We start from the raw sequence: 17,126 nt of genomic DNA, 5'->3' as shown, positions 1-17,126 counted from the left end.
TGTCAGTCCTGTAACCTGGCAATTTCTTCACCAAACTCGCGGATGTCCTCGAAACTTCGATACACAGAGGCAAAACGAATATAAGCCACTTTATCCAACATTTTCAGTTCATCCATCACCAGATTCCCCAGCATTTTACTCGGGACTTCACGCTCTCCGGTCGCCCGCAGTTGTGCTTTAATCCGGTGTACGGCGCTATCCAGATCATCAGCACTGACCGGACGTTTTTCCAGAGCTTTCATCATGCCGCGAACCAGCTTGTCTTCATCGAAAGGCTCACGCACATCATCACTTTTCACCACTCTTGGCATCACCAGTTCTGCGACTTCAAAGGTGGTGAAACGCTCATGGCAAACCAGACACTGACGCCGACGCCGGACAGATGACCCTTCACTGACCAGACGTGAGTCTATTACTTTGGTATCCACTGCGGCACAAAACGGACAATGCATGGAATATTCCCGGTACAGAGATTCAATGGCCCTAGTGTAACGCGAAGTCAGTGTTAACTAAACGTATTCACGTGCTGTGAGGTTCATTTTGGTGAATCTGATTTTGTTTATTATTATCATCTCTGACTATTTCAACTATCCTTAATCCGGCACAGGTTGTGTGCACCCTTAGGAAAAATTCAGGAGAAAATATGGGACTTTTTAGTTTTGTCAAAGAAGCGGGCGAGAAACTTTGGGATGCCGTATCTGCTGATGCTGGCAGTAAAATTCAGGATCACCTGAATAAACTGGGAATTCCTGACAGTGACAAAGTGAATGTCAGTGTCAATGACGGCACCGCCACCGTTTCCGGTGATGGTCTCAGCCAGGAACTGAAAGAAAAAATCCTTATTGCCGTCGGCAACGTCGCTGGCATAACACATGTAGACGATAAAATTACCGCCAATGGCCCGGAAGCCAGTCCGACGTTCTATACCGTCAAGTCCGGCGATACCCTGAGCGCTATCGCTAAACAGTTTTATGGCGACGCCGCTCAATACAACAAAATTTTTGAGGCCAATAAGCCAATGCTGTCCAGCCCGGATAAAATTTACCCCGGACAGGCACTGCGTATTCCACAGGCTTAAGATCTGGCGATGAAAAAAAGGCATTTATGGGTGCTCGTGTCCTCACTGGTACTGGCCGGTTGCAGCCATTCAGTTCCGCCAGCCACAACGCTGGATACTACTGTTGGCCAACTGAACCGCTCCCTGAGTCATTTGTCTGAACAATCGTCGGCCCTGGCTTATCAGCACCGGATGAATGCAGCCTCAACTCATGGTGCGTGGTTAGTGCCTCTTGCCAACAGCCCCGTAGAATTGCTCGACCCTCATGCCAGATTGCTGCTACAACTGGCACCACCGCCTTCGGGTACCGGTACCGTGTTGCAGGTGAAAAATGCCGGGGCTGCGGTACTGCCACCGTTTGAACTGACTGCGGCGCTGTCAACTCTCCCCACCGACCAGCAGGAGACTACTTCAGCGCCGCAGCCTCTGACACAACAGGTTATCCGGCAGATAACGCCGCTGTCCCCCGGAGAGCAGGTCCGGTTTATTTTGAACGCCCCGGAGATGGTTCATGATCAGTCACTGGTGGTTAATGTTCATCAGTTCCGGCCGTTTAAATAGCCTGTCCTGTTACACAAAAAAGGCAGCCCGTGGGCTGCCTTTTTTACTGCTGAAAAGAAGGTGATTACGGAAGTAATGACTTCTGGTCAGCCCCTTCTTTTTCGACTTTTTGTACCAGCATGTGCTCACGCTTCATGCCCAGCTTCAGCGCCAGCGCAGAAGCCACATAAATCGAAGAAACAGTACCGATAGTGATACCAATCAGCATCGTCAGTGAGAAACCTCTCAGTAACTCACCACCAAACAGGAACAACATCAGAACAACCACCAACGTGGTGGCAGATGTCATGATGGTACGGCTCAGAGTCTGAGTCAGAGAGACGTTGACTATATCATAAGGTGTTCCGCGACGAATTTTACGGAAGTTCTCACGAATACGGTCCGATACCACAATACTGTCATTCAGCGAGTAGCCGATCACCGACATCAGTGAGGCCACAATCGTCAGGTCTATTTCGATATGGAACAACGACAGGACACCCATCGTAATTATCACATCGTGCGCCAGCGCCAGAACGGCCCCCAACGCCAGTCGCCACTCAAAACGGAATCCGACATAAATCAGGATACAGATTAGCGCCACCAGCAGAGCCATGCTCCCGGCTTGCGCCAGGTCACTGCCCACACTCGGTCCGACAAATTCAATCCGCTTAACGATAGCCGTCTGGCTGGTCGCCTGATTAATCACAGAAACGACTTTGTTACCTAATTCCTGTCCGGTATTGCCCGCGTTAGGTGACAGACGGACGACTACATCGCGGCTGCTACCAAAGTTCTGGACCTGGGGTTCCATAAAACCGGCGTTTTGTAACGCCTGACGCATAGTATCCAGTTCACCTGGCTTCTCGAGGGTAATCTCGATAACGGTCCCGCCAGTGAAGTCCAGCCCCCAGTTAAAGCCACGGACGCCCATCACAATCACGGAAGCCACCAGCAGTAATCCAGAGATAGCAAAGGCCAGATAGTCCCAGCGCATGAAGTCATGCACTTTACGACCATAGTTTAATTGTTCAACACTATATTGCTGTGCCATTACGCGCTCCTCAGATTGACAGCTTATTGATACGTTTGCCGCCATACAGCAGGTTCACGATGGCACGTGTACCAACGATTGCTGTAAACATGGAGGTCGCAACACCAATGGCTGTTGTAATCGCAAACCCTTTGATAGACCCGGTACCAACGGCATACAGGATAATCGCAGTAATCAGCGTCGTAATGTTGGCATCAACGATACTGGAAAACGCACCGCGGTACCCCTCATGAATAGCCTGCTGAACACTGCGGCCGTTCCTGAGTTCTTCTTTGATACGTTCATTGATTAATACGTTCGCATCGACGGCGACGGCAAGTGTCAGGACAATCCCCGCAATCCCCGGCATGGTCAGTGTCGCGCCCGGTAATAATGACATGATACCAACAATCAATATCAGGTTAGAGATCAGTGCTGTCGTTGCAATTACACCAAACTTCTTATACCAGACAACCATAAACAGAATCGAGGCAATCAGCCCCCACAGGCAGGCATGCAGACCCTGATTGATATTCTGTTGTCCCATGGTTGGACCAATGGTTCTTTCTTCAACAATCTGAATAGGTGCAATCAGAGCACCGGCACGCAGTAATAATGAAAGCTGACGAGCTTCATTCGGGTTGTTAATCCCGGTGATTCGGAAGCTGTTACCGAGGCGAGACTGAATGTTCGCCACGTTAATCACTTCTTCTTCTTTCTGCAGAATGGCACGACCGTTGGCATCTTTCTTACCGCTGTCTTTATACTGAACAAACAGGGTTGCCATCGGTTTACCGATATTGTCCTTGGTATAATTAGACATCATATTTCCGCCGGCACTGTCGAGGGAAATATTAACCTGTGGCTGATTATACTCATCCATGCTGGAAGTCGAATCTGTAATGTGGTCACCGGTCAGGATCACGCGCTTGTACAGCACGACCGGCTGTCCATCCTGAGTCAGTTTCACTTCAGAGTCACCCGGTACACGCCCCTGTGCTGCTGCCGTCGCATCAACATTGGTGTTTACCGGACGGAATTCCAGAGTCGCTGTCGCGCCAAGGATTTCCTTCGCACGGGCAGTATCCTGAATCCCTGGTAACTCCACCACAATCCGGTCAGAACCCTGACGTTGAACCAGTGGTTCGGCGACACCCAACTGATTTACACGGTTACGCAAAATGTTGATGTTCTGCTGTACCGCATATTCACGGGCTTCACTCAGGCGGGCGTCAGTCATCACTGCAGTCAGACCGGTGCTGCCATTGCTCTTAATTACTAAATCAGAGTGACGTGGGCTCAGGTAACTGATGGCCCGGTCACGGTCATCACTGTTAGCAAAACTTACGGTGACACCATAGTCAGGCGCTTTGCCGACGGTGGTGTAAGGGATTTTCTGATCACGCAATTCACTGCGCAGATTGTCTGAGTTCTGCTCCTGTAGCTTACTTAACGCAGTATCCATATCCACTTCCATCAGGAAGTGAACACCACCACGTAAATCAAGCCCCAGTTTCATCGGGTCAGCAGAAATCAGCGCCAGCCATTTCGGAGTTGCAGGGGCCAGGTTCAGTGCCACAACATAGTTGTCACCTAAACCACTGACCAGAGCTTCGCGGGCACGCAGCTGAATATCAGTATTGGTAAAACGGGCAAGAATAGCCCCATTTTCCAGCGCAATGGATTTGCTCGGAATCTTGTCCTTGCTGAGAATACTCTGGATCTGATCCAACGTTTGCTCACTGGCGGCGGCACCCCGCGCGCCAGTGATTTGCACGGCCGGATCCTCTCCATACAGGTTGGGAAGTGCATACAGCAGACCGACGATAAGCACCACGATCAGCATAATGTACTTCCACAAAGGATAACGGTTTAACACGGCAATTCCCTTAGGGGAGAAAAAATTACAGCGCCTTCATTGTGCCTTTCGGCAGTACGGCAGCCACGAAATCACGTTTGATCACGACTTCAGTCGTATCGTTCAGTGCAATCACTACATATCCGGTCTCAGAAACTTTAGTCACGCGGCCAACCAGACCACCGTTAGTTAAAACTTCATCACCTTTTGAGATTGCATCCATCAGTTTTTTATGATCTTTTGAACGCTTCTGCTGTGGACGCAAAATCATAAAATAGAAAATCAGACCGAAAACGACCAGCATGATCACCAGAGAATATGGACTTCCCTGAGACGGAGTACCCGCAGCGGCAACAGCGTCAGAAATGAAAAAACTCATTAAATTTCCCTCATTAGATTTATAGTCAAACGTTCAGAGCCGGGACGTCTTTCCCCGTCCTTTGATAAAAATCAGCCACAAAGTGCTCTAATTTATCGTCTTCAATAGCTTTACGTAAACCCGCCATCAGACGCTGATAGTAACGCAAATTGTGAATAGTATTCAGTCTCGCACCCAAAATTTCATTACAACGGTCCAAATGATGCAAATATGCACGACTGTAATGACGACAGGTGTAACAGTCACACTCCGCATCCAGTGGCGAGGTGTCATCTTTATGCTTCGCATTACGAATCTTCACCACACCATCGGTCACAAATAAATGACCATTACGGGCATTACGGGTTGGCATAACACAGTCGAACATATCAACGCCGCGACGTACCCCTTCGACGAGGTCCTGTGGTTTACCCACCCCCATCAAATAACGAGGTTTGTCTTCAGGAATCTGCGGACAAACATGTTCAAGGATACGGTGCATATCTTCTTTCGGTTCACCGACCGCCAGACCGCCCACAGCGTACCCATCAAATCCTATCTCTACCAGCCCTTTAACTGAGACATCTCGTAAATCTTCGTAAACACTTCCCTGAATAATACCGAACAGCGCATTTTTATTACCCAGCGAGTCAAAACGATCACGGCTACGTTTTGCCCAGCGTAAGGACATTTCCATGGAGCGTTTTGCATAATCCCGGTCCGCCGGATATGGCGTACATTCGTCAAAAATCATCACGATATCAGAACCGAGGTCGTACTGAATTTCCATCGATTTTTCCGGGTCAAGGAAGATCGGATCGCCATTGATCGGGTTACGGAAATGGACACCGGCCTCGGTAATTTTACGAATATCGCCCAGACTGAAGACCTGGAAGCCCCCGGAGTCGGTCAGAATCGGCCCCTGCCATTGCATAAAATCATGCAGATCACCATGCAGCTTCATAATTTCCTGGCCCGGACGTAGCCACAGGTGGAACGTATTGCCGAGGATAATCTGTGCTCCGGTGTCTTTAACTTCTTCCGGAGTCATTCCTTTTACTGTGCCGTAGGTTCCCACCGGCATAAACGCCGGAGTTTCTACCACGCCACGGTCAAACACTAACCGGCCACGACGCGCACGTCCGTCGGTTTTCATTAATTCAAACTTCACAAAACCTCCACCAGAGACACAGTCTGATGTTAACAGTTAAACATCCTGATCATGGCCGGTATTTAACCGGCCGGTTTTCCTACTCCCCGATCGTCTGCTCAGCAGCCGCAGGGTTTTTACGAATAAACATGGCATCACCGTAGCTGAAAAAACGGTATTGCTCTTTCACCGCCTGGCGATAGGCTTCCATCGTCTGGCGATAACCGGCAAAGGCCGACACCAGCATAATCAGAGTGGATTCCGGCAGATGAAAGTTGGTGATCAGAGCATCAATCACCTGGTATTGATAGCCCGGATAAATGAAAATCTGAGTATCATCAAAAAATGGTGCAATTAGTTGTTCTTTGGCAGCCTGTGCCGCACTTTCCAGAGAACGGACAGACGTGGTCCCCACAGCGACCACTTTATTACCACGGGCCTTACAGGCCAGAACGGCATCGACCACATCCTGCGGGACTTCCGCATATTCAGAGTGCATCTTATGGTCTTCAATACTGTCGACCCGCACCGGCTGAAACGTCCCGGCCCCGACATGCAGGGTGACAAAAGCCATTTCAACCCCTTTATCGCGCAGAGCCTGCAATAACGGCTCATCGAAATGCAGACCGGCTGTGGGTGCAGCCACGGCTCCCGGGCGGGCACTGTACACAGTTTGATACAATTCACGGTCTGACGCTTCGTCCGGACGGTCAATATAGGGAGGCAGAGGCATATGCCCCACCTGATTCAGGATATCCAGCACCGCCCGCTCATCCGCAAATTCAATTTCGAACAGGGTATCGTGACGGGCAACCATCGTCGCTTTGACACTCTCATCATCCCCCAGCAGTAGTTCACTCCCCGGTTTGGGTGACTTGGAAGCACGGACATGGGCCAGAACACGGTGCTCATCAAGCATGCGCTCAACCAGCACTTCAATCTTTCCACCGCTGGCTTTACGACCAAACACCCGCGCGGGGATCACCCGGGTATTGTTAAATACCAGCAGATCGCCGGGATTAAGCTTATCCAGTACTTCAGTGAATATCCCATGGGAGATCTCACCCGTCGGGCCATCCAGTGACAGCAGACGACAACTGCTGCGGTCTGGCTGTGGATAATGGGCTATTAATGATTCTGGCAGGTCAAAGTTAAAATCAGCAACGCGCATGGCGGATTATTCCGGGCAAAAAATCAGGCGACATAGTGTAGCGGAAAAGCGGCCATTACTGAACCACTGGCTGTTCAGCTAAATATTTGCCTATAATGCAGCATGAATTTTCTAGCCCACCTTCATCTTGCCAGCCTGTCACAGAGTTCCCTGCTGGGAAATCTGATGGCCGATTTTGTCCGTGGTGACCCGACCTTACAGTGGGATGCCGCGATTGCTGACGGTATTAGGCTACACCGCCGGTTGGACAGTCTGACCGATCAGTTACCTGAAGTCCGTGAAGCCCGGCAACTGTTCCGTGAAGAAACGCGTCGGGTATCTTCCATTACCCTGGATGTTATCTGGGATCATTTCCTGGCCCGGGACTGGGACAAATATCATCCGCAAGGTTCACTGGCTGATTTTTGTCGTCTGGCAGAACAACAGATCCGTCCGTATCTGCAGCACACTCCGCCAGACTTTCGTGAGTTGAATGAACTGATGTGGCCGGAGCAGTGGCTGGAGAAATATGCCCGGCCTGAACGGCTGGAGGTGGTTTTACAAGGTATGGCAAGAAGACGGCCAAAGCTTGCGAAATTACAGCAATCCTATCAGGATTTTGTGGATAACTACGCCGTACTGGAACGGCTTTTTTCCCGGTTTTATCCACGACTGATGCATTCAGCCACAGAAAAAAGGCTGTAAAACTGCGTTGCTGCTGTCATACTCTTGTCTGCGAATAACAAGATAATTGTTGTGATCGCTGACAGCAGCATCGTCAGTGTTTTTAACCCCTAAGCGATTGGAGTGATTATGGTACTGGTTACCCGTCAGGCCCCTGACTTTACGGCTGCTGCCGTACTCGGCAACGGTGAAATCGTTGAAGATTTCAACTTTAAAAAACACACCGCAGGTAAACCTGTTGTGCTGTTCTTCTGGCCAATGGACTTCACCTTTGTCTGTCCTTCCGAACTGATCGCCTTCGACAAGCGTTATGCTGAATTCCAGAAACGCGGTGTTGAAGTAGTTGGTGTTTCTTTCGATTCTGAGTTCGTGCATAACGCATGGCGTAACACCTCTATCAACGATGGCGGTATCGGTCCGGTAAAATATGCGATGGTTGCGGATATCAAACGTGAAATTCAGCAGGCATACGGTATCGAACATCCGGACGCAGGCGTTGCACTGCGCGGTTCGTTCCTGATTGATAAAGAGGGTGTGGTACGTCATCAGGTGGTTAACGATCTGCCATTAGGCCGTAACATCGATGAAATGCTGCGTATGGTTGATGCGCTGCAATTCCACGAAGAGCATGGCGAAGTTTGTCCTGCACAGTGGGAAAAAGGCCAGGAAGGTATGGGCGCTTCACCTGAAGGCGTCGCTAAATACCTGACAGCTAACGCTGGCAAGCTGTAATACTGCGTTTAAATAACCCGCCACGGCGGGTTATTTTTTTCCTCTTCTCCCTCGCCAGCGCTGATTCAGTGTGCTTAGCCGCCCTACCCTGTTCTGCGAATAAATCAGTTCGTTTCCGGGGAATGTTTTTAGCGCCACCGCGACAGGATTACCTGCCAGAGATTAATTATGCTCTTTATTCGCACTGGCTATGACAGTGCCAGCCACCCCGCCGGACTGGAAAAATTGCCTGCCTTTGACCTGTTTATCGCCAATGATGCAGCAACTGCCAGGTGAAAACCCCACGTACCAGCCACAACCAGCAAATAAAAATAATCTGAAAAGATGTCGGTGACGACATTCAGACTGAACAGGCCATGAAGGGTATCGCCGGGGGTAGTCGAACCAACAGGGTCAGAGCGACACACCGCAACGGTAATACTGTCATCCTGATAACATAGCCTGTGACTGACAGGCCAATAATACCCGCGGCCTGCAACAGTAAAGATATGTATTTGCGGGCGGTATCTGCCACAGTAATTCGCACTTCTCCTGCAAAAACTTTAAGCTTAAGGGTAAGAAATAACACATATACAGGGAGACATATGCAACAACAAATTACGGACTGGCTTGAGGCTTTAGGACTGACGCATTACACCAATATTCTGGCGGTGGTGGCAGTGTTAATAGCCATTGTTTTTATTTCTCTGATTATCCATCTGATCCTGCATAAATGCCTGCTGCCAATGTTTAAGCGGCGTGCAGAAAAAAGCCCACACCAGTGGCCAAAAGCACTGCTACGCAATAAACTTTTCCACCGGGTCGCCTGGTTGTTACAGGGGATTTTATTCCAGTTTTTGACCCAAATCCTGCTGGACAGTAATACTCCGGTCTTCAATACAATGATGACCGCAGGTGAACTCTGGACCATTCTTTACACCATGTTGATTGGTTTCTCGCTACTGGACGTGGTGCAGTATGTCTCCGCCAGAAGTATGCTGGCCAGTCAACTGCCACTGCGGGGTATTCTGCAGAGTGTGAAACTGGTTGCTGCCATCCTGATAAGCATCCTGATGATCTCGGTACTGCTGGGTAAATCTCCCGGAGTGCTGTTAACCGGTTTAGGCGCCATGACTGCCGTGCTGATGCTGGTATTTAAAGACCCGATCCTTGGTCTTGTCGCCGGAATCCAGCTGGCAGCGAACGATATGCTCAAAATTAACGACTGGCTGGATATGCCGAGATATGGCGCCGATGGCGCGGTGATTGATATCAATCTCACTACGGTCAAGGTCCGCAACTGGGATAATACCATTGTGACTATTCCGGCCTATGCCCTGATTTCTGATTCGTTTAAAAACTGGCGCGGTATGTCAGAATCCGGTGGCCGCAGAATTAAGCGCAGCCTGAATATTGATACCACCAGTATTCATTTTCTTTCTGAACAGGAAGCCGAAAAACTGAGCCAGGCTCATCTGCTGGTACCTTATCTGGAGAAAAAACGTCAGGAAGTGACACAGTGGAATGCAGCCAATGCAGAAGGCAGTCGGTCTCCCCTTAATTACCGGGCGTTAACCAATGTCGGTACTTTCAGAATCTGGCTGGAAAACTGGTTACGTATCCATCCACGAATTCATCAGGAGATGACACTGATGGTCCGTCAGTTGGCGCCGACCGAAAATGGGTTGCCGATAGAAATTTATGCGTTTACCAACACGACGGTCTGGACGGAGTACGAACAAATTCAGAGTGATATTTTTGATTATATCTATGCCGCGTTACCGTCATTTGGCCTGCGGGTGCATCAGAGCCCGACTGGTAGTGACATGCGTGCTTTTGGCGTTGAAATAGCTGCCGCGGTCAATCCGCCAGTCGCTGAAAATCAAGGGCCAACCGCTTCCTGAAAAACCTGCCAGACCGGGTATCCGGTCTGGCTGTCGGGTTCAGGGCTTGCCCGTCGCCGTATCTGTTTTTCTTACCCACCGGTAACCCACCAGCAGTAACACAACCCAGACCGCACCGGCATACAGTGATAAGCGGGTATCCGGGAAGTAGCCAATCATGGCGATAATAAATACCAGGAACAAAATTCCCACGACTGACATAGCCGACCCGCCAGGCAACGGAAACTGTAATTTACCGGCAGCTTCGGCTCCGATTTTTTTACGAAAGCCAATCTGCGCCAACAGGATCATAATCCAGACCCAGACCGTCGCAAAAGTTGCCAGTGACGCTATCACCAGGAACACTTTTTCTGGCATCAGATAATTGAGCAACACCGCAATCAGTAATGCAACCATCATGACAACCACTGTCAGCCACGGCGTACCGCGTTTTGAGACCGACATAAAGGCTTTCGGCGCATCACCCTGGCCTGCCATACCATGCAGCATCCGGCCTACGCCAAAAACATCGCTGTTGATCGCCGACAGAGAGGCGGTGATAACGACAAAATTAAGCAATGATGCTGCCGCGGCAATCCCCAGGTGCTGGAAAGTGAGTACAAACGGACTACCGTTGGTTCCCACCTGATTCCACGGATAAATGGACATAATGACAAACAGCGTCCCGACATAAAAAACCAGGATACGCCAGGGGACAGAATTGATCGCCTGCGGGATAGATTTTTCCGGTTTGTCAGCCTCACCGGCGGTAATACCAATAATCTCGATACCACCATAGGCAAACATCACCATCTGCAACGACAGCAGCATACCGGTCACTCCATGGGCAAAAAATCCGCCATGGCTCCAAAGATTACTGACACCTGTCGGATGACCATTGTTGCCAATCCCCCAGATAATCATGCCGAGTCCGGCCAGAATCATGATAACAATGGTGGCGACTTTAAAGAATGAGAACCAGAACTCGACTTCGCCAAAGATCTTTACACTCATGATATTAATCGCACCGATAATCAGCACCACACTGAGTACCCAAATCCACTGCGGGACGTCAGGGAACCAGATTCCCATATAGACACCAAAGGCGGTCACATCAGCAATACCGACAATCAGAATTTCAAAACAGTAAGTCCACCCGGTGATATAGCCGGCCATCGGGCCCAGATAATCTCTGGCATAACGGGAAAATGAGCCGGCATTGGGATTATTCACCGACATTTCGCCCAGCGCGCGCATGATGATGTAGGCCACGGCCCCGCCAATCACATAGGCCAGTAACACACTCGGGCCAGCCATTTTAATAGCATCGGCTGATCCGTAAAACAATCCGGTCCCGATGGCAGAACCCAGTGCCATAAAGCGAATATGTCGTGTGGTTAGCCCGCGGCTAAGCTGATTTTTATTTTGCATAACACTCTGTACCTGTAAAAAGAAAAACCACGGGCGGGCCCGTGGTTTACCTGTCAATCGCAGTGATTATTGACGTACTTCTACCTGCTGGCTTCCTTTCACCCGGTCAACAATGACACACACCAGAACAATGACCAGTGTCGGTGGCAGCCATGATAATCCCTGATCGGCCAGCGGCAGATTCTGACAGAATCCTGGCAGCAAGTCTTTAAATTCACTGCCTTTCACTGCATCAACTATTCCAAACAACAGGCTTATCAGCATGGCCGGCGCAACAATACGGGCGCTTTTATTCCACCAGCGCACGGTAAAGCTCAGCAATACCAGCACAATACAAGGTGGATAAATCGCGGTCAGTACCGGGATAGACAACTGAATCAGATGGCTCAGTCCCAGGTTAGACACCACCATGGAGAACAATCCAAGACTAAATACCAGCGTCCGATAAGATAATGGCAGCAGTTGCGCAAAGAACTCAGCACAGGCACAGGTCAGCCCTACGGCAGTCACCATACAGGCAACAAAAATCAGTGCCCCCAGGAACAGGCTGCCACCACTGCCAAAGGTCTGCTGGACATAAGCATGCAGGATTGCTGCACCATTTGAGCTCTGAGCCACCAGGTGACCACTACCGGAACCCAGTTTGAACAGGCACAGGTAAACCAGTGTCAGACCGATACCCGCAATAATCCCAGCCAACATGGTGTAGCGGGTGAGCAACCCCCGGTCTTCAATACCACGGGAACGGGCTGCATTAACAATAACGATACCGAACACCAGCGCTCCCAGGGTATCCATGGTCAGATAACCATTGACGAAACCGTTCGAGAAGGCGGCATTCTGATAAGCCTCTACCGCCGGAATTTCACCGCCTGCCGGCCACATAATGGCGGCAATACCCAGAATAGCCAGGGCGACGATTTTCAGTGGCGCCAGGAAATGGCCGACGGTATCCAGCAGTTTCCCCGGATAGAGTGAAATCAGGATCACCAGCGCGAAATAGATAAGGCTGTAGATCAGCAGAGGGACGGCACCGTCTCCCGCCAGCGGCGCAATACCAATTTCGAAAGAAACGGTAGCGGTACGCGGAGTGGCAAACAACGGGCCAACGGCCAGATAGCAGACGGTGGCCAGCACCAGACCGGCCGCCTTACCAATAGGTGAACTGAGGGAATCAATCCCCCCGCCCACTCTGGCAAGTGCTATCACTGTAAGTACCGGAAGGCCTACTGCCGTAATCAGAAAACCAATTGCCGCAGTCCAGACATGTTCCCCGGCCTGAATACCCACCATCGGTGGGAAAATAATATTACCTGCGCCAACAAACAGGGCAAATGTCATAAAGCCCAGCGCAAGGATATCTTTTGAAGTTAAACTTTTAGTCATAAATTACTCTGCACGTCATGTGCTGAAAGTATCTGGAAGTTGGGTTTGGTAATCATTCCCCCCTGAGTCATGACTCACCTGAATTGCGGGATCAGAACAGGCTCGATCCGCAAAGCCGGGTGAAATTAGGATTATTTTTTTTCACCGGGACTGAATGATAACGGTCATAAGTAAAACTTTTATAGCGAAGAAAGGCAATATCAGATCAGAAAACCAGTATGAAATGCCGCATACAGAGTGAAAAGCAGTGGAAATAAGTGGATTATGGTTTATACAAGGAGGATGATTTGTTTATTATTTGTCCGGCGGAGGGTCTATCCATGCAATTATCCTATGAAGCGTACACATAAAGCGCAAATATTGCGCCTTATGTAGTACAACTTCGCGTTAAATTACCAGACTTCGCTGGCAATACTCACCACACTGCGGACTTTTTGCCATTGCTGCTGTTCAGTCAGGCTATTGCCCTCTTCGGTGGAAGCAAATCCACACTGTGGACTCAGGCAAATCTGGTCGAGGCTAAGGTACTGGCTCGCTTCGGCAATACGTGCCTTCACGCGGGCAGGATCTTCCGGTATCCCGTCTTTGGTGGTAATTAATCCCAGCACTGCCTGCTGATGTCCGGGTTTAATAAAGCGTAACGGTTCAAACCCGCCGGATCGTTCATTATCATATTCCAGAAAAAACGCATCGACATTGACCTGACCGAAAAGGATTTCCGCGACCGGTTCGTATCCTCCTTCAGAGATCCAGGTGGAACGGAAATTCCCACGGCAGACATGCAGACCGATCGTCAGATCATGAGGTTTACCAATCAATGCTTTGTTCAGTACCTGTGCGTAAGTCGCTGCCAGCACCTGCGGATCATCCCCCCGCTCTCTGACCTGTGCACGCTGCTCTTCTGAACAGAGATAGGCCCAGACAGTGTCGTCGAGCTGCAGATATCGACATCCTGCATCATAAAAGGCACGAATCGCATCACGCCAGGTCGTGGCCAGATCATCGAAATATTCAGCCAGATCAGGATAGACACTTTCGTCAATATATTTGCGCCCGCCACGGAAATGCAGCACGCTCGGGCTGGGAATAGTCATCTTCGCCACGCTTTTACCGGCAATACTGTGAAGGAAACGAAAATCCTCCAGCATAGGGTGCTCACCAAAACCCAGTTTTCCGGTGACCCGCACACCACGAGCCTTAGTCTGCACCCCGTTAAACTGAATACCCTGGTCAGCTTCGAAAGGTTCGACCCCTTCCAGGCCGTCGAAAAAATCAAAATGCCACCAGGCGCGGCGAAACTCGCCGTCGGTCACTACCTGTAAACCAGCAGCCTGTTGCTGCTCAACGACTTCACGAATTGCATCGTTTTCAACATTACGCAGTCCTTCCGCATCCAGACGACCCGCTGAAAAGTCTATCCGAGCCTGTTTTACCGCTTCGGGACGCAGAAAACTCCCGACGATATCCGCGCGAAACGGTGCCTCTGTTCTTTGCATAATTATTCTCCTGATGCCGGAGTGGACCGGCGAATCTATTTAAGCCATCCAGACGGCTATTTATGTGATTTTTTCAGGGTGGCATGAGAAAATCAGCCTGACAATTGAATATAATTCATTCCTCATGAATTTATTTCATCTGGTGTGTAAAAGCGACGGGTAATCTTCTGCGGAGGATAATAGGCAATCAGCCACAGTTTCACCGCAGAGAGGCCTCTGCGGTGAAAGCGGGTTATGCGCCGGAGACAGCAATGGCTGTATTCGCCGGAACAATCATCCGTGCAGCCAGAGAAAAACTGAAGCAGGTACAATATCCGGGCTCACTGGTGATGGATAACCTGGCTCCGTGATGACCCAGCGCATGTTTCACAATCGCCAGACCCAGACCACTGCCACCGGTATTACGTGATCTGGCTTTATCCACCCGATAGAAACGTTCGGTCAGACGAGGGATATGTTCTTCGGCAATCCCCGGACCATCATCGGACACCGAAAAATATGCCCCGTCAGTTGTGCGTTTCCAGATAATCTCAATTTGGGTGTTTTCTGGGGTATGATTGATGGAGTTATAGATAAGGTTAGAAATGGCACTGCGTAACTGTTCATCGTTACCGTACACCCGCAGCTTTTCATCAATAGAAAAACTGATTTTTTGACGTCCCTGACTGAGGGTTTCGGCTTCCTGCTGCAACATATGCAGCATTGCCGGAACATCGACAACCTCCTTCATGTTCAGTGCGGGGGCTGCCTCGATTCGGGTTAAGGTCATCAGCTGTTTAACCAGTCCCTCCATGCGCCGGGACTGTTCCTGCATTGTCCCCACCGCCCTGAAGTAAATATTATCCTTCAGCTGACTATCTTCCATCATCTCCAGATATCCCTGGATCACCGTGAGTGGTGTGCGCAGTTCATGGCTGACATTGGCAAAGAAGTGACGCCGCATATTTTCCAGTTGTCGCATCTGAGTCATATCCCTGGCACTGATCAACCACTGCCCTTCGCTGTAGGGCATGATCCGGAACTCCATATGGTGTCCGTTATTCAGCAGCTGAGTCAGTGGGGTTTCGAAGCTTTTTGCCTGCAGGTAACGGGAAAACTCAGGATAGCGGAGCAGATTAAGGATATTTTGTCCGTTATCCTCCGGCCAGCGTAATCCGAGATATTGCTGCGCCAGCCCGTTGCACCAGAAGATATTGCCCTCTTCGGTGGTCAGGATCAGGCCGTCCGGCAGCGATTCAGCACCACTGCGGAAGCGTTTAATCAGATCACGCAACTCTCCGCGTCTTCGCCGGTTACGCACCTGCATCAGATACAGGCCATGAAACAGCGGTTCCCAGCTTCCTTTGCCGGTAGGCGGGGTAATGGTTCTGTCGACCCATAACCAGTGTGACAGACGCATCAGTTGAAAAAAATGCCAGAAGAGTAATACCACCACCGCCAGCAGCAGACACCAGGCTAACTGCCGGGTCATTAGCCCGGCCACACCACCTGCCAGGCAGACCAGCAGAAATTCAAATAACAGGGTGCGCCACGAAAGTTTGTCCAGCACGAATGACACTCCATTCAGAAACGGGCAGAGAACCGATATCCTGTACCACGGACTGTTTGTACCATACGCTCATGGCCGGTAAATTCCAGTGCTTTACGCAGACGACGGATATGGACATCTACCGTCCGGTCCTCCACATAAACATTCGTTCCCCATACATGATTCAGCAATTGTTCCCTGCTGTAGACCCGTTCAGGGTGAGTCATAAAGAAATGCAGTAATTTGTATTCCGTGGGTCCCATTTCTACCGGAGTTTCCCCTGACATGACACGATGCGAGGTTGGATCCAGTGTCAGTCCCTGAATATCAATCAGTTCATCATCTGCAGTCGGTGAAATACGACGAATCACCGCTTTGATCCTGGCAATCAGTTCTTTCGGTGAGAACGGTTTGGTCATATAGTCATCAGCACCGGCATCCAGCCCCCGAACCCGGTCTTCTTCTTCCCCTTTGGCTGTCAGCATGACCACCGGAATATCCCGGGTCATCGCTTCTTTTTTCAGGTAGCGGATAAACTGAATACCGCTGCCGCCGGGTAACATCCAGTCCAGCAGAATCAGATCGGGCCAGGGTTCGATCAGTTTTTTTACAGCGCTGTCATAATCCTCAGCTTCGATGGGATGATAGTCATTCTGCTCCAGAACGAAACATAACATTTCGCGAATCGGAGCCTCATCTTCTACGACCAGAATGCGTTTAGCCATTGTTTCTCCAGCGAATATCTTCGGGTATTTCCGAAGTTGCGGCGCCATTATGAGTCAGTTTTATGACAGTTTTATGAATAAAAGCCAGCTAATTTTCTGCAATCATGTCATAAAAACTGGTGGATGTTGGCTGACT

Annotated in this window: 17 protein-coding genes; 5 read left to right on the top strand and 12 right to left on the bottom strand. The window is 50.1% G+C overall.

Annotated features, from left to right (window positions below):
- Positions 1–2: 2 nt before the first annotated feature.
- Positions 3–452, bottom strand: a complete 450-nt coding sequence (nrdR, locus tag B3Z23_RS13525) for a transcriptional regulator NrdR (protein ID WP_294910953.1) — start codon at positions 450–452, stop codon at positions 3–5.
- 191 nt (positions 453–643) lie between these two features.
- Between nrdR and lysM the strand changes: the two genes are divergently transcribed.
- Entirely contained in the window at positions 644–1,078 is a 435-nt protein-coding gene (lysM, locus tag B3Z23_RS13520; protein ID WP_294910950.1) for a peptidoglycan-binding protein LysM, read from the top strand.
- A 30-nt stretch (positions 1,079–1,108) separates the two neighbouring features.
- A complete protein-coding gene (locus B3Z23_RS13515) occupies positions 1,109–1,618 on the top strand; it encodes a DUF3251 domain-containing protein (protein ID WP_294910947.1) in 510 nt (169 codons plus the stop codon).
- A gap of 64 nt (positions 1,619–1,682) precedes the next feature.
- Here the strand turns inward: B3Z23_RS13515 and secF are convergent, their stop codons facing one another.
- The 5 genes from secF to queA all read right to left on the bottom strand — a co-directional run bounded on the left by secF (position 1,683) and on the right by queA (position 7,167).
- A complete protein-coding gene (gene secF, locus B3Z23_RS13510) occupies positions 1,683–2,651 on the bottom strand; it encodes a protein translocase subunit SecF (RefSeq protein ID WP_294910944.1) in 969 nt (322 codons plus the stop codon).
- 10 nt (positions 2,652–2,661) lie between these two features.
- Positions 2,662–4,509, bottom strand: a complete 1,848-nt coding sequence (secD, locus tag B3Z23_RS13505; RefSeq protein ID WP_294910941.1) for a protein translocase subunit SecD — start codon at positions 4,507–4,509, stop codon at positions 2,662–2,664.
- Positions 4,510–4,534: 25 nt separating this feature from the next.
- The gene (gene yajC, locus B3Z23_RS13500; RefSeq protein ID WP_294910938.1) at positions 4,535–4,867 is read right to left on the bottom strand and encodes a preprotein translocase subunit YajC; all 333 of its coding nucleotides are present in this window, start codon (positions 4,865–4,867) and stop codon (positions 4,535–4,537) included.
- 25 nt (positions 4,868–4,892) lie between these two features.
- Entirely contained in the window at positions 4,893–6,017 is a 1,125-nt protein-coding gene (gene tgt, locus B3Z23_RS13495) for a tRNA guanosine(34) transglycosylase Tgt (RefSeq protein WP_038018607.1), read from the bottom strand.
- Positions 6,018–6,096: 79 nt separating this feature from the next.
- A complete protein-coding gene (gene queA, locus B3Z23_RS13490) occupies positions 6,097–7,167 on the bottom strand; it encodes a tRNA preQ1(34) S-adenosylmethionine ribosyltransferase-isomerase QueA (RefSeq protein WP_294910933.1) in 1,071 nt (356 codons plus the stop codon).
- A gap of 102 nt (positions 7,168–7,269) precedes the next feature.
- On the opposite strand from queA, the gene B3Z23_RS13485 reads away from it, so the two are divergent.
- Entirely contained in the window at positions 7,270–7,851 is a 582-nt protein-coding gene (locus tag B3Z23_RS13485) for an ACP phosphodiesterase (protein WP_294910931.1), read from the top strand.
- A gap of 108 nt (positions 7,852–7,959) precedes the next feature.
- Positions 7,960–8,562 (top strand): peroxiredoxin C, encoded by a 603-nt coding sequence (locus B3Z23_RS13480; RefSeq protein ID WP_294910930.1) that lies wholly within the window; start codon positions 7,960–7,962, stop codon positions 8,560–8,562.
- 340 nt (positions 8,563–8,902) lie between these two features.
- Here the strand turns inward: B3Z23_RS13480 and B3Z23_RS13475 are convergent, their stop codons facing one another.
- Complete coding sequence (locus tag B3Z23_RS13475; protein ID WP_294910929.1) at positions 8,903–9,076, bottom strand: hypothetical protein; 174 nt, start codon at positions 9,074–9,076, stop codon at positions 8,903–8,905.
- A gap of 70 nt (positions 9,077–9,146) precedes the next feature.
- On the opposite strand from B3Z23_RS13475, the gene B3Z23_RS13470 reads away from it, so the two are divergent.
- Positions 9,147–10,445 carry a mechanosensitive ion channel family protein gene (locus tag B3Z23_RS13470; protein WP_294910927.1) on the top strand — a complete coding sequence of 433 codons (1,299 nt, stop codon included), beginning with the start codon at positions 9,147–9,149 and terminating at the stop codon, positions 10,443–10,445.
- 39 nt (positions 10,446–10,484) lie between these two features.
- Here the strand turns inward: B3Z23_RS13470 and proY are convergent, their stop codons facing one another.
- The 5 genes from proY to phoB all read right to left on the bottom strand — a co-directional run bounded on the left by proY (position 10,485) and on the right by phoB (position 16,990).
- A complete protein-coding gene (gene proY, locus B3Z23_RS13465) occupies positions 10,485–11,855 on the bottom strand; it encodes a proline-specific permease ProY (RefSeq protein ID WP_294910925.1) in 1,371 nt (456 codons plus the stop codon).
- Positions 11,856–11,921: 66 nt separating this feature from the next.
- On the bottom strand, positions 11,922–13,241 hold the full coding sequence (gene brnQ, locus B3Z23_RS13460) for a branched-chain amino acid transport system II carrier protein (RefSeq protein ID WP_294910924.1): 1,320 nt from the start codon (positions 13,239–13,241) through the stop codon (positions 11,922–11,924).
- A gap of 392 nt (positions 13,242–13,633) precedes the next feature.
- A complete protein-coding gene (locus tag B3Z23_RS13455; protein ID WP_294910922.1) occupies positions 13,634–14,737 on the bottom strand; it encodes a cobalamin-independent methionine synthase II family protein in 1,104 nt (367 codons plus the stop codon).
- A gap of 232 nt (positions 14,738–14,969) precedes the next feature.
- Entirely contained in the window at positions 14,970–16,286 is a 1,317-nt protein-coding gene (phoR, locus tag B3Z23_RS13450; RefSeq protein ID WP_294910920.1) for a phosphate regulon sensor histidine kinase PhoR, read from the bottom strand.
- 14 nt (positions 16,287–16,300) lie between these two features.
- Complete coding sequence (phoB, locus tag B3Z23_RS13445; protein WP_038018579.1) at positions 16,301–16,990, bottom strand: phosphate response regulator transcription factor PhoB; 690 nt, start codon at positions 16,988–16,990, stop codon at positions 16,301–16,303.
- Positions 16,991–17,126 lie beyond the last annotated feature (136 nt).

This window comes from Tatumella sp. UBA2305, from assembly GCF_002345795.1.
Lineage (GTDB): Bacteria > Pseudomonadota > Gammaproteobacteria > Enterobacterales > Enterobacteriaceae > Tatumella > Tatumella morbirosei.
The sequence above is the reverse complement of the archived record's forward strand: the minus strand, read 5'-3'. Positions and strand labels throughout refer to the sequence as shown.

Coding starts and splice junctions, on each gene's coding strand:
- nrdR (WP_294910953.1), bottom strand. CDS start 452: ATGCATTGTCCGTTTTGTGCCGCAGTGGATACCAAAGTAATAGACTCA.
- lysM (WP_294910950.1), top strand. CDS start 644: ATGGGACTTTTTAGTTTTGTCAAAGAAGCGGGCGAGAAACTTTGGGAT.
- secF (WP_294910944.1), bottom strand. CDS start 2,651: ATGGCACAGCAATATAGTGTTGAACAATTAAACTATGGTCGTAAAGTG.
- yajC (WP_294910938.1), bottom strand. CDS start 4,867: ATGAGTTTTTTCATTTCTGACGCTGTTGCCGCTGCGGGTACTCCGTCT.
- queA (WP_294910933.1), bottom strand. CDS start 7,167: ATGCGCGTTGCTGATTTTAACTTTGACCTGCCAGAATCATTAATAGCC.
- B3Z23_RS13485 (WP_294910931.1), top strand. CDS start 7,270: ATGAATTTTCTAGCCCACCTTCATCTTGCCAGCCTGTCACAGAGTTCC.
- B3Z23_RS13480 (WP_294910930.1), top strand. CDS start 7,960: ATGGTACTGGTTACCCGTCAGGCCCCTGACTTTACGGCTGCTGCCGTA.
- B3Z23_RS13470 (WP_294910927.1), top strand. CDS start 9,147: ATGCAACAACAAATTACGGACTGGCTTGAGGCTTTAGGACTGACGCAT.
- proY (WP_294910925.1), bottom strand. CDS start 11,855: ATGCAAAATAAAAATCAGCTTAGCCGCGGGCTAACCACACGACATATT.
- brnQ (WP_294910924.1), bottom strand. CDS start 13,241: ATGACTAAAAGTTTAACTTCAAAAGATATCCTTGCGCTGGGCTTTATG.
- B3Z23_RS13455 (WP_294910922.1), bottom strand. CDS start 14,737: ATGCAAAGAACAGAGGCACCGTTTCGCGCGGATATCGTCGGGAGTTTT.
- phoB (WP_038018579.1), bottom strand. CDS start 16,990: ATGGCTAAACGCATTCTGGTCGTAGAAGATGAGGCTCCGATTCGCGAA.